At 56.2% G+C, this 14,459-nt stretch carries 9 protein-coding genes and 3 tRNA genes; 6 read left to right on the top strand and 6 right to left on the bottom strand.

The window, feature by feature from the left end:
• Positions 1 to 67: 67 nt before the first annotated feature.
• Positions 68 to 1,399, bottom strand: coding sequence for a DEAD/DEAH box helicase (locus GH659_RS13085; RefSeq protein ID WP_153111882.1), 1,332 nt, complete (start codon positions 1,397 to 1,399; stop codon positions 68 to 70).
• A gap of 273 nt (positions 1,400 to 1,672) precedes the next feature.
• A complete protein-coding gene (gene alaS, locus GH659_RS13080; protein ID WP_153111881.1) occupies positions 1,673 to 4,288 on the bottom strand; it encodes an alanine--tRNA ligase in 2,616 nt (871 codons plus the stop codon).
• A 222-nt stretch (positions 4,289 to 4,510) separates the two neighbouring features.
• On the opposite strand from alaS, the gene GH659_RS13075 reads away from it, so the two are divergent.
• The 4 genes from GH659_RS13075 (at position 4,511) to GH659_RS13060 (ending at position 9,103) form a co-directional block, all read left to right on the top strand.
• Positions 4,511 to 4,586: transfer RNA gene (locus GH659_RS13075), tRNA-Lys, on the top strand.
• Positions 4,587 to 4,604: 18 nt separating this feature from the next.
• Positions 4,605 to 4,680: transfer RNA gene (locus GH659_RS13070), tRNA-Lys, on the top strand.
• A gap of 202 nt (positions 4,681 to 4,882) precedes the next feature.
• The gene (locus GH659_RS13065) at positions 4,883 to 8,080 is read left to right on the top strand and encodes a hypothetical protein (protein WP_170285895.1); all 3,198 of its coding nucleotides are present in this window, start codon (positions 4,883 to 4,885) and stop codon (positions 8,078 to 8,080) included.
• A 486-nt stretch (positions 8,081 to 8,566) separates the two neighbouring features.
• The gene (locus GH659_RS13060; RefSeq protein WP_153111879.1) at positions 8,567 to 9,103 is read left to right on the top strand and encodes a hypothetical protein; all 537 of its coding nucleotides are present in this window, start codon (positions 8,567 to 8,569) and stop codon (positions 9,101 to 9,103) included.
• Positions 9,104 to 9,142: 39 nt separating this feature from the next.
• On the opposite strand, the gene GH659_RS13055 is transcribed toward GH659_RS13060, so the two are convergent.
• Positions 9,143 to 10,075, bottom strand: coding sequence for an IS5 family transposase (locus GH659_RS13055; RefSeq protein WP_153111878.1), 933 nt, complete (start codon positions 10,073 to 10,075; stop codon positions 9,143 to 9,145).
• Between the two features lie 419 nt (positions 10,076 to 10,494).
• Positions 10,495 to 10,884 (bottom strand): hypothetical protein, encoded by a 390-nt coding sequence (locus tag GH659_RS13050; protein WP_153111877.1) that lies wholly within the window; start codon positions 10,882 to 10,884, stop codon positions 10,495 to 10,497.
• A 705-nt stretch (positions 10,885 to 11,589) separates the two neighbouring features.
• On the opposite strand from GH659_RS13050, the gene GH659_RS13045 reads away from it, so the two are divergent.
• A complete protein-coding gene (locus GH659_RS13045) occupies positions 11,590 to 12,054 on the top strand; it encodes a helix-turn-helix domain-containing protein (RefSeq protein WP_153111876.1) in 465 nt (154 codons plus the stop codon).
• A complete protein-coding gene (locus GH659_RS13040) occupies positions 12,051 to 12,620 on the top strand; it encodes a PIN domain-containing protein (RefSeq protein WP_153111875.1) in 570 nt (189 codons plus the stop codon). The genes GH659_RS13045 and GH659_RS13040 overlap by 4 nt, the downstream gene beginning before the upstream one ends.
• Before the next feature lie 640 nt (positions 12,621 to 13,260).
• Here the strand turns inward: GH659_RS13040 and GH659_RS13035 are convergent.
• Positions 13,261 to 13,336 (bottom strand) — tRNA-Met (locus GH659_RS13035).
• 357 nt (positions 13,337 to 13,693) lie between these two features.
• Complete coding sequence (locus GH659_RS13030) at positions 13,694 to 14,089, bottom strand: hypothetical protein (protein ID WP_153111874.1); 396 nt, start codon at positions 14,087 to 14,089, stop codon at positions 13,694 to 13,696.
• Positions 14,090 to 14,459 lie beyond the last annotated feature (370 nt).

Genomic DNA, 14,459 nt, shown 5'->3' with positions numbered 1-14,459 from the left:
GAAGCCGGGGTCTCATTAACCACGTATTACTTGTCTGGCACCTGAAAAGCAGGCGTTCAGAACTCAATCAGCGATGGCGGCTGCCACTGCGGTGCGAACCGCCGCCCGGCCTACCGCCGTTGCCGGCAGAAGCCCCCCCCGGCGCCTTCGGCGCACTGCCGCGTGACGCACCACCACCGCCAGAACGCCCACCATTCGAGCGCTGCCCACCACCACGCGGTCCGGCCGAACGCATCTGGATCGGCTCGGCGCGAATCGACGGGTCCGGGGCATAGCCAGGATACTCAAGCACATCAATCGGCTTCTTGATCAGCCGTTCGATGTCCTTGAGCAGTTTGTGCTCATCAACGCAGACCAGAGAAACTGCCGAACCTTCAGAACCGGCACGGCCCGTCCGCCCGATGCGATGGACGTAATCCTCGGCAACGTTCGGCAGCTCGAAGTTAACGACGTGCGGCAGTTCGTTGATGTCGATGCCACGCGCCGCGATATCGGTCGCGACCAGCACATGCAGCTTGCCGCTCTTGAAGTTGGCCAGCGCCCGCGTACGCGCATTCTGGCTCTTGTTGCCATGAATCGCATCGGCTTCGATGCCGGACTTGACCAGCTTCTCGGCAAGCCCGTTGGCGCCCCATTTTGTGCGCGTAAACACCAGCACCTGATACCAGCCCTTTTCGCGGATCAGCTCGACCAGCAGGTCGCGCTTGCGCTCGCGGTCAACCTTGTAGACGTACTGCGTGACGAGTTCGGATGCCGTGTTGCGACGTTCCGACTCGACATAGCCGGGATCGGTCAGGAAGTTGCTGGCCAGCGTCCGGATTTCATCCGAGAACGTCGCCGAAAACAGCAGCGTCTGACGCTTTTTCGGCACCAGCGCAATGACGCGCTTGATGTCGTGGATGAAGCCCATGTCGAGCATGCGGTCGGCTTCATCGAGCACCAGCACCTCGACGCCCGAGAGGTCGACGTTGCGCTGTTGCGCGTGATCGAGCAGGCGGCCGGGGGTAGCAACGAGGATATCGACGCCCTTGCGCAACGCCGAAATCTGCGGGTTCATGCTAACCCCACCAAAGATCACGAGCGATTTGAACGGCAGGTGCGCACCGTAAGTGGCGACGCTTTCGCCGACCTGGGCGGCCAGCTCGCGCGTCGGCGTCAGGATCAGCACGCGAATCTTGCGCGGCCCGGTGGTAGCGGCTCTCGATTCGCTCAGGCGATTGAGAATCGGCAGGGTAAATCCGGCAGTCTTGCCGGTGCCGGTTTGCGCACAGGCCATCAGATCGCGTCCGGAAAGGACGACGGGAATGGCTTGGGACTGAATCGGCGTGGGTGTTTCGTAGCCTTGATCGGCAATGGCGCGAAGGATCTCGGGAACGAGACCAAGTTCGGTAAATTTCAAGCGAGAGAACTCCAGGCATTTGCCATGCGTGCGCGGAAAGCAATGCAACCGCCTATGCACGAACCAGTCTCGGCAAACGCTCAGGTATTGTGGGTAAGGCAAAGCAAGGGGCTTGGCCAGATCGGACTAGCGCCAAGACTGATGAGTGGCGCTATGAGGAGGCGCGATGCTAACACGTCTTCGCCTTCGATATTCAGCAGGCGGCAGTGTTATGCATAAAAAAGCGGCTGCCCCTTCCGGAAACAGCCGCGCCGCTTGTCAGAAAAGCAGGCTTTAAAGCTTCTGCTCGACCCAAGCCGGTACGGACACCAGCGCCTTCGGCAGGTTTTCCGGCTGCGTACCGCCGGCCTGCGCCATGTCCGGACGGCCGCCGCCCTTGCCGCCGACCTGCTGGGCGACCATATTGACGAGCTCGCCCGCCTTGACCTTGCCGGTCAGATCGGCCGTCACGCCGGCGATCAGCGTCACCTTGCCGTCAACAACGGAAGCTAGCACGATGGCGGCCGATTTGAGCTTGTCCTTGAGCTTGTCCATCGTTTCGCGCAAGGCGGTGACGTCGGCACCTTCGAGCGTCGCGGCGAGCACTTTCGCGCCCTTGACCTCAACCGCCTGATTGACCAGATCATCGCCCTGCGAGGCGGCCAGCTTCGATTTCAAGCGCGCCAGTTCCTTCTCCAGCGCCCGCACGTTATCGAGTACCTGCGCAATCTTGCCCGGCACCTCGACCACCGGCGCCTTGAAGGCGGACGCGGCGGCGTCGAGCATGGCCTGTTGCTGCTGCACGAGGGCGAGCGCGTTGTCGCCGGTCACCGCCTCGATCCGTCGCACTCCGGCCGCGACGCCGGCTTCGCCCGTGATCTTGAAGAGGCCGATGTCGCCGGTGCGTGCCACGTGGGTGCCGCCGCACAGTTCGCGCGACGAGCCGATGTCGAGCACGCGCACCTCGTCGCCGTACTTTTCGCCGAACAGCATCATCGCGCCGAGCTTTTGCGCTTCGGCGATCGGCAGCACGCGGCACTCGGTGGCGGCGTTGACCAGCACTTCGGCGTTGACCAAGGTTTCGACCTTGCGGATTTCCTCGTCGGTCAGCGGCTGGTTGTGCACGAAGTCGAAACGCGTCTTGTCGGGATCGACCTGCGAGCCCTTCTGCTGGACGTGGTCGCCGAGCACTTCGCGCAGCGCTTTGTGCAGGAGGTGCGTCGCCGAGTGGTTGCGCATCGTGCGGGCGCGGGCCTGCACATCGACCTTGGCCGTAACGCCGTTGCCGACGGTCAGCGTACCGGTCTTGACGACGCCATGGTGGCCGAAAACGGTTGCCTGAATCTTCTGCGTGTCCTCAACGGCGAAAATGCCGTGCACCGACTGCAGCACGCCACAGTCGCCGACCTGACCGCCCGATTCGGCATAGAACGGCGTGTTGTCGAGCACGACAACACCCATCTCACCTTCGTTCAGCTGATTGACGGCCGCTCCGTCCTTGTACAGCGCCAGCACGTTGCCCTTGAATTCGAGCGTGTCGTAGCCGTGGAACATGGTCGCCGGGCCATCGTATTCGAGATTAGCGGCCATCTTGAACTTGCCGGCGGCGCGTGCCTGTTCCTTCTGGCGGGCCATCGCGGCGTCAAAGGCGGCGCCATCGACGGTCACCTTGCGCTCGCGGCAGATATCGGCCGTCAAATCGAGCGGGAAGCCGTAGGTATCGTGCAGCTTGAAAGCGGTTTCGCCGTTGAAGACACCGCCTTCGGACAGCGCTTTCAGCTCGCCTTCGAGGATCGCCATGCCGTGCTCGATCGTTTCAAAGAAGCGGTCTTCCTCCTGCTTGAGCGTTGCCATGATCTTGGCCTGGCTCTGCGCCAGTTCCGGATAGGCGACGCCCATCTCGGCGACGAGATCCGGCACCATCTTGTGGAAGAAGGCAGCGCGGGCGCCGAGTTTGTAGCCGTGACGAATGGCGCGGCGGATGATGCGGCGCAGCACATAGCCACGCCCTTCGTTGCCCGGAATGACGCCGTCGGCGATCAGGAACGAACAGGCACGGATGTGATCGGCCAGCACCTTCAGCGACGGACTGGCCATGTCGGCATCGCTCGTTTCGCGGGCGGCGGCCTGGATCAGTTTCTGGAACAGATCGATCTCGTAGTTGGCATGCACGTGCTGCAACACGGCCGAGATGCGCTCCAGCCCCATGCCGGTATCGACCGAGGGCTTGGGCAGCGGATGCATGACGCCCGCCTCGTCGCGGTTGAACTGCATGAAGACGTTGTTCCAGATTTCGATGAAACGGTCGCCGTCTTCCTCCGGCGATCCGGGAGGGCCACCCCAGATGTGGTCACCGTGGTCGTAGAAAATCTCGGTGCACGGGCCGCAGGGGCCGGTGTCGCCCATCATCCAGAAGTTGTCGGAAGCGTAACGGGCGCCCTTATTGTCGCCGATGCGGATGACCCGCTCGACCGGCACGCCGACTTCCTTGGTCCAGATGTCGTAAGCCTCGTCGTCCTCGGCGTAGACAGTGACAGTCAGTTTCTCTTTCGGCAACTTGTAGACCTCGGTCAGCAGCTCCCAGGCGTACTTGATCGCGTCGCGCTTGAAATAATCGCCGAACGAGAAGTTGCCGAGCATCTCGAAGAAGGTGTGGTGGCGCGCCGTGTAGCCGACGTTTTCCAGATCGTTATGCTTGCCGCCCGCCCGTACGCATTTCTGCGACGTCGTCGCCCGCGTGTAGGGGCGCTTGTCAAAACCAAGGAACACGTCCTTGAACTGGTTCATCCCGGCATTGGTAAACAGCAGGGTCGGATCTTCGTGCGGCACGAGCGAACTGGAAGCCACAATCTGGTGGCCCTTCGACTCGAAGAACTTGAGGAATGTCTCGCGGATTTCGGCGCTTTTCATCGGAACAAATCCCTTAAGGGGCGGATTTCAAAAGGGTTCCGATTCTAGCACCGAATCCGCCGGGCACAGCGGCTTGGCTACTGGCAGCATCAGGCAATCGCATTTACCGAAGAATGAGGCGTGGCAATTACCAGACGATGATCGATGGCACGATTTAATTCAATTCACTCAATTTCGTTGACACACATCTGGAAGACCAGTATAGTGCGCGCTCCTTGCTTCGGGTCGGTAGCTCAGTCGGTAGAGCAGCGGACTTTTAATCCGTTGGTCGCGAGTTCGAATCTCGCCCGACCCACCAAAGCAAAGCAGAAATTGCGGGGCGTTAGCTCAGTTGGTAGAGCAGCGGACTCTTAATCCGTTTGTCGAAGGTTCGATCCCCTCACGCCCTACCACGAATTCTTGCAGTAGTAACAAGCACTTAAGCCAACCCCCGGGTTGGCTTTTTTGTTTTCTAAATTCGGCTTCTGGTCCATTTCTGGTCCGAGCAACGTCAGGCTTATCCGCGTCCATCCAAGGACTGCGCTTGACGTCAATTGCAAGAACAGAGTCGAAGCAGCTCTACCTCCCTCGACAAGCAAGAGCTCTTCACTTTTCGTGACAGGTTTGCTCGATAGCGAAACGACACCACCTGTCACGACGGCATGTAAAAATTCCTTCTCGCGCTTCCTAACAGCACCGCACGAACAAGGAACACCACATGTCCGATTCTCTCCGAGCCGCCGCGGATCTTCTTCGTCACGCCAAGCGCGTACCCATTTCGAGCCTTTGCTGGAGGGGGCCAAGGTTAAGCAGCCCCCCCGCCCCCCTTCTGGTGAAGCTGGGCTGCCGGGCTTTATGAAGACAGGACCGAGCGAGGAAGAACTTCGGGCACGTGATGAGTTTCTAGCCGGACAGGGGCAAGGACATGTCGATATATCCGCAGCTCTGCCAACAGCCGCAGCAATGAAGGGGGGCAAGCCGGACCTCCTGCGTGGGCTGGGAGCGCCGGTTTTCATCGGCTTTGACGCGGAGTGGCAGCATCACCGAAAAGGGCGGAACCGCTTGTTAACGGTTCAATTTCACATGGTCGGCCCCACCGGAGAACGGCTCGACAAGGTCGTCGAAGTCGAAAATGGTGAATGTCTCGATGCCCGCCCGAGCCTCGCCGATGCACTCAACGAAATGTTGGACGAAGCGGAAAGCTACTGCATCTTCGATGAATGGCCTTGTGAAATCATCCTGTGTGGTTTTTTCACGCTGGCCGATCTACCGATATTCCGCGACGCCAAGAACTTTATCCGCCAGACGCAGGGGGTCAATGGCTCTCTGGCAACGGTGGGCAGGCCCGCCGAACTCAAAATCTCCCTTAGCGATGCCCAGGCCAATCGCCTCAAGTCGCGGTATTCCTTCATCGCCGGTGAGAATTTCGATCCTCGGCTGATTTCGGTTCGGCTGATTGATGCCGCTCGGCTTGCGCCCCCCGGGGCCAATCTAAACAAGATCGGCGAATGGTTGGGTCTGGAAAAATTATCATTACCGAAGGGGTACATGAAGTCTGACATGGCAAGGCTTCAGCGTGACCGGCCAGATTTCTTCAAGGCCTACGGCTTGCGAGATGCCGAACTTGCCGTACTCTACGTGCTTTGGGTGCTCTGGTTCTGCAATCGTCGCCTGGGGTTGAAGGGTGTGTCCGCAACGCTGAGCGGGCTTGGCGTGCGGCTGTCCCAGCTTTGCATGCGTAAAGATGGTATCCATCCCGATGTGGCTCTGAATTTCACCAAGGTTCGTGAATGGCGGTGGAGCGGTCGCCATGATCGCCCTCTTTCCCAAACGAAGCGCGTAGCCACACAATTACGACAATGGCTGGAGGCATTCCTCGCCGATGCCTACATTGGCGGACGAAACGAATGCTATCGATTCGGCCCAACCCCTATCGCGAGCCCAGCTTCCCGCCTCTACGACCATGACCTGGCCGGTTGCTACGTGGTCAGCCTGGCTGGCGCAATGACGCTTGATTACGAGCGGATGAATATCGTGCGTGACCCGCAAGCATTCGTTGGTCACGTTGCCGGATTTGCTCAGGTAGAGTTTAGTTTCCCCTCCAGCACCGAATACCCATGCCTGCCGGTTATAGTTGGAAATTATGGGCTCTGGTTCCCGCTTTCCGGCACTTCCATCGCGACAGCGCCTGAAATTGAGCTCGCGCTGATGATGGGAGCAGAGGTCAAGGTCAAGTTCGGTGTCGTCATTCCGTGGATGGCGCGTGAAGAAGTATTTCTACGCAGTCAGAAAATCATGCGTAGCAAGAAGGTGGGTAAGGCCAAAAAAAATGATCTGGAGTGGGACGGAGATGTTCTCGTCCCCGCCCCGGAAATGCAGTTCCCTCCCGAATCTCATGGCGATGTTGGTTACCGCCCCTTCGAGTCGTTCTCGATTTACACCCGCACAGAGCGGCTGAAGTACAAGAAGAAGTCGCTACCCAACGAGTTTATGAAGGGCGTTGGCAACACCTGCTACGGCAAATCTGGGCAAGGGTACAAAGAAAAGCGCAGCATGAGCCCCAAGGAGATGGACACCGTCAAAATCGGCAAGTCAGCGATCTCCGAAGCCGCTATAGCCGCGATGACCAGTGGCTTTGCCCGTGCAGTACTGGGGGAAATTCTCTGGAAGTTGCCGCAGGGTACGCTGGTCGTTTCGGCGACCACTGACGGGCTACTGGTAGATGTAGAGAAGCTCAACTTATCCGGCCCGCTTTGCCAGCGGTTTCAAGCCTTGGTCGATCGGGTTGCGCCAGGTACCGCGATGACCGAACTCAAGCACCTGATCGCGCAAGCGGTTGCCGCCAAGACCCGGTTGCAGCTAACGGGAAAAGCAGTCGAGGGGCAGGAGCCAGTCGTCGCAAAAGGCGGAATCAAGGTCCTTCTGGACTCGGCCGAAGGGGACGAGGCCAAGGAACTTGAGCTGCTGAAGCCTGTTAACCAGAACAAGTTCGTTTTGGATCTATTCGTCGACCGCTATCCGGGACAGGTGATCAAGCGGCCATCGCTGATGTCGATGCGCGACGTTCTCCTCAACGATTGGGATATGCAGACGCTCGACCGGGATATGACATTGAACATGGAATTCGATTTCAAGCGCAAGCCGGTCGATCCTTGCATGGTCAAAATCGAATCGCATGGCGTTGAGCATCTCGCTTTCCGGACGGTTCCGTGGGAATCCGCCGAGGAAGGTGAGCTGGTTCGTACTCTGTTCGACCAGTGGCGTCGTGGCAAGAAGGGGGATGAAGGGTCCCCACCCCGTTGCCTCAAGGCCTTGGAGGACTGGAACGATTGGCAGGCGTTTCAAGGACTATACGCAGGCAATCGACGTCGTGTACGACAGTATTTAGCGCAGCCAGAACAATCTTCGGTTACGCGCCAACTTCGAAAGGGTGCGCAATCATCCAATCCATCGGGAACAGGCGCCGCCGTACTGCCTACACCGAGCGTTACACGCGTCACGCGCGGGGTGACTGGAATGCTTTATGCGCGAGGGGACAAGCCATATCTCGGCATTGCCATCAGGACCTTCCTTGTGGCTTACGTGCAGCGTGCATGGGGCTTGCAGGATGTCGATCTATCCCAGGCTGGATTGGCACAGTGGTTGACCACCGCAGGGTACAAGACGGCGACCTACAATGTGAAAAATGCAGGCCGAACTCAACTCTACGAGCACGTCGTTCCATCCACTCCCGAAGTGACGAAGTTTCTCTCGGTTGTGAAAGAGCGTTTCCCGAGCCTGGAAGTTGATCGCTTTTTGGTAGTCTCACATTAGCAGCGCATCCATGCGGCCTGGCAGGTGGTGTCAATTACTTCAAAGGGGTAGATAGAATCAATGAATTGACACCACCGGCCATCGATCGTGCTTCGCCTTCTCGGAGAGATAAGGGAATACGGGGGCTCGCTGTCTTTGGATTTTTCAGTTCCTGGAAGGGGGGGCTCAGGACTCCGCGCCGGTAAGCGCAATTCCAACGAGATTGACCAAGCGTCGCTTTGCGATAGGTAACTGAGTCGAGCCGACGCTCAGAGACCGCCTGCTCGCGGACAGCGGGTAGGTCTTAACAGCCGTTGGTCTGTGGCACTTGGGTGCATTGGTCTGGTCCATTTCCGGTCTTTGCGTCTTGTCACGATCTAGGCGCACCAAGGACTACCACGACTCTTGACCCATTGCAAAAAACTGTTGATGCTAATCGTATTCGATCGAGCAGTACAAAAAACTTGTACCGATAGTGCAATCACATCTCAACTTGACGGTGGCTGTATGAGCGTTAATACCGATTTTCTCACTCTCGAATACGACCAATTTTTAGATAAGATTCCTCATTATGGAATCTATCATCAAATGCGTCCTTGGATTGGCAAGGGCTACCCACTCCAGAGTCACAAGGTGTTGTTGGTAGCTGAGAGCCACTATGTTGGGAAACAATTTGAGTTTCACCGAGATCCAGAGAAGTGGTACGACGGAGTGGGTACAGATGACTCAAAAGGAGTTAAGTCAAAAGGTTTTTGGACGCGCACCATCATTGCCGAAGGGATCAAAAACAAGTGGCGCGAAAAATCGGCAGTACTCTACCGAAACATGGATAGCGCTTTACGTTCCAGCCGGTTGTTTTACACCTGCCCGACCAATGCCTTTACAGAAGTGGCATTCATGAACTACTTCCAGCGGCCTGCAGAAATAAGCGGGAAATCCATCAAGGTCAGCAAACAGGATGCGCTTGTGGCGAGCCAGGTTTTCCGAGAAGTTGTCTGCGCGATCCGTCCAGATGCAGTTATTTTCTGCGGCGTTGTTGCATAAATCGCCGCAAGGCTGAGCCTCCCCCAACCCTGGACGGATTTATGGCACGCGCACCGTGTCCGGCGTGCCAAGATAGGTGAACCGATTCAGAATAGCGGCACGCACCTGTAACTCGACGACCTGCCGATAAAAGTCACGCGCCATCACCCGTTCGCCGAGAAGTTTGAAGCACCTCATCTTGGTTTCGACGAGGCTGCGTCGATGATAACCGCTCCACGTCTTCCAGATTGAACGCCCCAATCGCTGCGTCGTCCGTAGAATCTCGTTGCGCGCCCGAGCGCCAGGGCCGGTCTCTTTCCAACGCCGGGCGTTTTTCCGAGTGGGAATAATCGCTACCGCCTTCCGTCCGGCAATCGCTTCATGGCAGACCTTGGTGTCGTAGATGCCGTCCCCGCTCACCGAGAGCAAGGGCTCGTTCTGCGGAATCTGATCGAGCAGCTCTGGGAGCATTTCGGCGTCCCCGACTTTGCTACCGGTGACTTCAATCGCCCGAATTTCCAGTGTGTCGGCGTCGATGCCCAGATGCACCTTCCGCCACTGGCGGCGATACTCCGCACCGTGCTTCTTCGTTTTCCACTCGCCTTCGCCCATGATCTTGATGCCCGTGCTATCAACCAGAAGGTGCAGCCCTGCGGGATTGACCCGGGCAGGAATCTCGACGACAAGACGTTTTTGTCGCCGGCACACGGTGCTGAAATCGGGTACTTGCCAATCCAAACCCGCCAGCTTGAGCAGGCTTTCAACGAAGCCTATCGATTGCCTCAACGCCAGACCGAACAGGGTTTTGATCGTCAGACAGAACTGGATGGCCCCCTCGCTGAAGATCGCCGGACGACCCGGCTTACCGTTCGGGTTCGCCTGCCATTTCAAATTTTTGTCCAACCAGATCATCAGCCCGCCGCGTCTCTTCAACGCCGCGTTGTAGGCCTTCCAGTTCTGCGTCTTGTACTTTGCTCTCGGCGGTTTGTTCATCTCGTCAGACTACAGGATTCGGCTTTTATGCAACAACGCCTTTTCTGCAGTTCTCTCGCGTATCGATGCGCTAGCAGTTCAGGAGTAAAGACGTTCCTGAAGGGGCAAAATATCCTTTATGAGCACGCTCCACACCCTGGCATGCCGTGGTGGAATCGGGTTACGAAGAAGTATGGCGGCAGGAATGGCAAACAGGTATTCGTCGATTTTATTGATCGATACGTAGCCCTTAAATCGAAGGATTCAGTCCGCTAAGCGGTGAAGCAGCCATTGTTTTGAGCAGAGGTCAAGCGTCGCTTTTCGACAGGTCACGCCCCGAAGGCGACGGTCAGGATTTTCGAAAGCGGACCTTCAACGTCCAAGCACAGCACAGAGGCGCTGCGCTTCTATTTTGCGCAGCGCCTCTGTGGACTACAGGATTAATCCTCACTGCTCGAAGTGTCGCAAGAAATCGCCATTCTTCTTATCATCACCGCCTTATCAAGGACAGCAAGAGCTTCAAGAGCTGTTTCGATGAATTCTTTAACACTCGGGCAGGAGTCCATCACCAAGTATGCACTATGCCCTTCGCTTTCATGCTCAAGGCTGTACTTTTTGTCAGAAAGCTGTACAAATACTTCTTGAAATTGCTGGTTTACTTGGAAAAGTAGTGTGGATTTATACGGCGGCTGTTGATCTTTACGTAGCCATAATCCTATTCCATACTCCCCTTTTACACGCAATTTACCAGACATAGAATCACACTCGTAACGCTCTGAGCCCATTGTGAGTTCGGTGAAAAAAGCCTTGGGTGTCTTGTTAATCTTCATTTTGAAAGCCCTATTGCTTGCCTAACAGTGTTTGCGAGAATGCTGGGGTAACATAACAATTTATATTGGCCAGTCGGAACTTGGAGTTAATTATGCATAAATGCAACCCATTGATTTGCTGATGCTCGAATTTTCGGATCAGCACTTGTTCACTCCCAAGGTCTATGAATGACGTAGAAATTATCTCATGCGGGTCTTTGGTCTTGCGCAATACCGTGACCTACGACTCTCCGGAGTAGATCGCAAGAGTACCGACGGCGAACCAAATCCTCGCGCTCCCAACACTGTACGACTTGAACTAGCGTTGCTAGGAAGTTGATCGCTTTTTGGTAGGCTCACATTAGCAGCGCATCCATGCGGGCTGGCAGGTGGTGTCAATTACTCCAAAGGGGTAGATAGAATCAATGAATTGACACCACCGGTCATCGATCGTGCTTCGCCTTCTAGGAAGGCGAAGGAGATACGGGGCTCGCTACCTCTGGATTTTTCGTTTCATGGAGGAGGGTCATGACTCCTCGCCGGCAAGTGCAATTCCAATGAGGTTGACCAGACCGAAAACAATTCGATTATTTCGCTTGTTTCGGATATTTCGTTTAAGTACACTGTCTACCCCTTCCCTACACGTAACAAATTCGACAGCTACTAAAGCTTAGACACGACGACAACGTACAGATAATTAGACGACTGACACAGGCAGGTGAAACCATGAACACGAAGGTGAAGACCGAACTACCCACCAACGCAGAAGCGTCGATGGCGAGAGAGAGTAGCCGCCTACTCTCTCTATACCTAAGCACGAAGGAAGAATCTCAGTCGATCCGGGTGATCGACCAAGCCGGTGAGCATGAGGCTATCAAGGTGCCGACTGCTGCATTCAGGCTGCTCATCGATATTCTGTCCGAAATGGCACAGGGTAACGCTGTCAGCATGATCCCGGTTCATGCTGAACTGACGACGCAGGAAGCGGCCGACATGCTCAACGTATCCCGCCCTTATCTGGTCAAGCTACTCGACACGGGTGATATGCCGTACCACAAGGTCGGCAGCCATCGCCGCGTCTACTACCGCGATTTGGTGGAATACAAGGCACGAATCGATGGCGAACGTAATAAAGCGCTGGAAGCTCTCGCAGCGGAGGCACAAGAACTGAATATGGGCTACTACGAATGACCAGCTTCTCAGTGGTGTACGACGCGTGTGTGCTGTATCCGGCACCACTGCGAGACTTGCTGATGCACTTGGCACTGACGGACCTGTACCGAGCCAAGTGGTCGGCTCGCATCCACGAAGAATGGATGCGGAATGTACTGAAATCTCGGGAGGACCTGACTAGGGAGCGGCTGGAGCGTACCCGTCAGCTTATGGACGCCAGCGTTCGTGATTGTCTGGTCAGAGGCTACGAGTACTTGATCCCTTCGCTGCAACTGCCGGATGAGGATGATCGACACGTACTCGCGACAGCGATACGTAGTCAGTCGAGCGTTATTCTGACGTTTAACCTGAAGGATTTTCCGAAAGAAGAGTTGAGCAAATATGAGGTCGAAGCGCTCCACCCGGACGAGTTCATCTCCGATCTAATCGACCTCGACACTGCTCGAGTGCTGTCGGCTGTTGCAGCGCACCGTCGCACCCTCAAGAACCCACCGAAAACTACTGCCGAATACCTAGATACGCTGCTTCAGCAAGGTCTTCCAGAGACGGTCGGCCAACTGAGGCAGTGGGAAGTTGCATTCTGAATCACCCCCGCTGGTTACGGTCCATTTCTGGTTTTTCGTGCAACATCTGTACGCCATCTGTACTGAGAAAAAGGCGAGTTAATGTACTGCGAGAGAGGGTACGCCTTTGAAAAACAAGTGTTTTTCTGAAAGGCTGGCGAGCCAAAAATAGCTTTCCGAAAGAACTCTTAATCCGTTTGTCGAAGGTTCGATCCCCTCACGCCCTACCACGAATTCTGAAGAAATTAGGCACCCAGGACCTCGTCCTCGGTGCCTTTTTCTTTTTACCGGTACAAAATCAGCCATTCAGTACAAATTCGGCACGGCAACGATCACACCGAATCGGGGTCCAGTGGCATCCATTGCCAAAACGCCTTCTGTCAGTAGCACTTTGGATGATTGACACGCTTGGCGACCATCAATCGACCAATCCCGAATCCGCCACCTCAGCCCACACCACTATTTCTTTCCGAAGACAAAGGCCGCCTTCCCCGGCAAAGCGCGATGAACCATAAAAAGGCCAGCCCGAACCTTGGCCAGCCCCGATTTTGCGAAGGGAGGCGCTTCACAAACAACCTTGGGATTCCGCGCTGTCTCAGCCCATAACGAACGCCAGATAGCAAAAAGCCCACTCCGAAGAATGGGCTGCATATCTGCTGCTTGGTTGCGGGGGCAGGACTTGAACCTGCGACCTTCGGGTTATGAGCCCGACGAGCTGCCAACTGCTCCACCCCGCGCCCGATTAATACTTGCGCTTACTTCAACGGCCCAAGCCCGGATCGTGAGAGAGACGTTCCCCCGCCGATTTTGGCTACGTGAATGCCGTAAAGCAAAACGCCAACCCAACAGGATTGGCGTAAGTGCTTGAAAATCTAGTGGTGGACTACAACCACCGAAAGAACTTGTATCTTAAAGCATTTCGGAAATTTTAGGAAGGATTGAAGCCACCGGGTGCTTCGGAGGGAGTTTTTCGTTCCTCTACCACCCCCGCCCATGCACCGTGCCGCAAATCAGTATAGCGAAATGCCCGAGTTCGATTCCGCGAACATCCCCCGAACTGGAATTGCCTTACTCCCATATCTCCGATACATCACTCACCCCGGAACGAGTGTTTGTGCCGCCTTGATATGTTCCACCACCCTAGCCAGCAAGAAATCGACGTCAATTGCCTCACCGTCAAACTTCAGATCATCCACGCACTCGGCCTCGGTGGCGACGGTGATTGCCGCCGCATTTCTGATCAGGCGGTAAAAGGTAGTCCGGTCGGCCGGATCGATCGCCTGTCTGCTGTGGAAAGCATCCAGATCAATATCCAGGATGTAGGGTTGCGATTCGAGATGGTCGATGCCGACACACCGTGACATCTCGGCCCCGCGAGCCAGTTGGTCATCGAGATAAATCGACTCGATGACCATATTTCCGTGCTCGACGACACAATCGTCGTTGTGCGGCTTCCGAGCGCAGCCGATAGCGCAGTCGTGGGAGATCACAAAAATGTGATTTTCGGGATCCTCATACGTCATCGGTCGGCGTGGAGGCGAAAGAATCGGCGGTTGGGGCCATCGCGCCTGCCGATCGGCATCGTAAGCTTGCCCCTCAACGGACGGATTGCCCCCGCTGTCGCTCAACTGGATACAGAAAGCGTAGTTGAGAACACCTGACAGGGTTGCGGCATCGATATGCTCATCATGATGCAGGTGCTCAATGGCCCAGAGCAGGTGTCAACGGCGATTCAAAACTGATACAGATTTTTGTTGGGCAGCGATTCAAAACTGACACACCCCGGACACTTCATTTGCGCTGATCGCGTTGCCGAGAGGGAGGGGCGAAGGCCCGACCGGAAGGCGGCGCGATCAGCGC

The organism is Propionivibrio limicola (assembly GCF_009469695.1).
Classification (GTDB): Bacteria; Pseudomonadota; Gammaproteobacteria; order Burkholderiales; family Rhodocyclaceae; genus Propionivibrio; species Propionivibrio limicola.
This window is presented reverse-complemented; position numbering and strand designations above follow the sequence as displayed.

Bases quoted from the DNA above. Each gene is read 5' to 3' on its own strand.
- alaS (WP_153111881.1), bottom strand. From the start codon at position 4,288: ATGAAAAGCGCCGAAATCCGCGAGACATTCCTCAAGTTCTTCGAGTCG.
- GH659_RS13055 (WP_153111878.1), bottom strand. From the start codon at position 10,075: ATGAACAAACCGCCGAGAGCAAAGTACAAGACGCAGAACTGGAAGGCC.
- GH659_RS13060 (WP_153111879.1), top strand. From the start codon at position 8,567: ATGAGCGTTAATACCGATTTTCTCACTCTCGAATACGACCAATTTTTA.
- GH659_RS13045 (WP_153111876.1), top strand. From the start codon at position 11,590: ATGAACACGAAGGTGAAGACCGAACTACCCACCAACGCAGAAGCGTCG.
- GH659_RS13050 (WP_153111877.1), bottom strand. From the start codon at position 10,884: ATGAAGATTAACAAGACACCCAAGGCTTTTTTCACCGAACTCACAATG.
- GH659_RS13040 (WP_153111875.1), top strand. From the start codon at position 12,051: ATGACCAGCTTCTCAGTGGTGTACGACGCGTGTGTGCTGTATCCGGCA.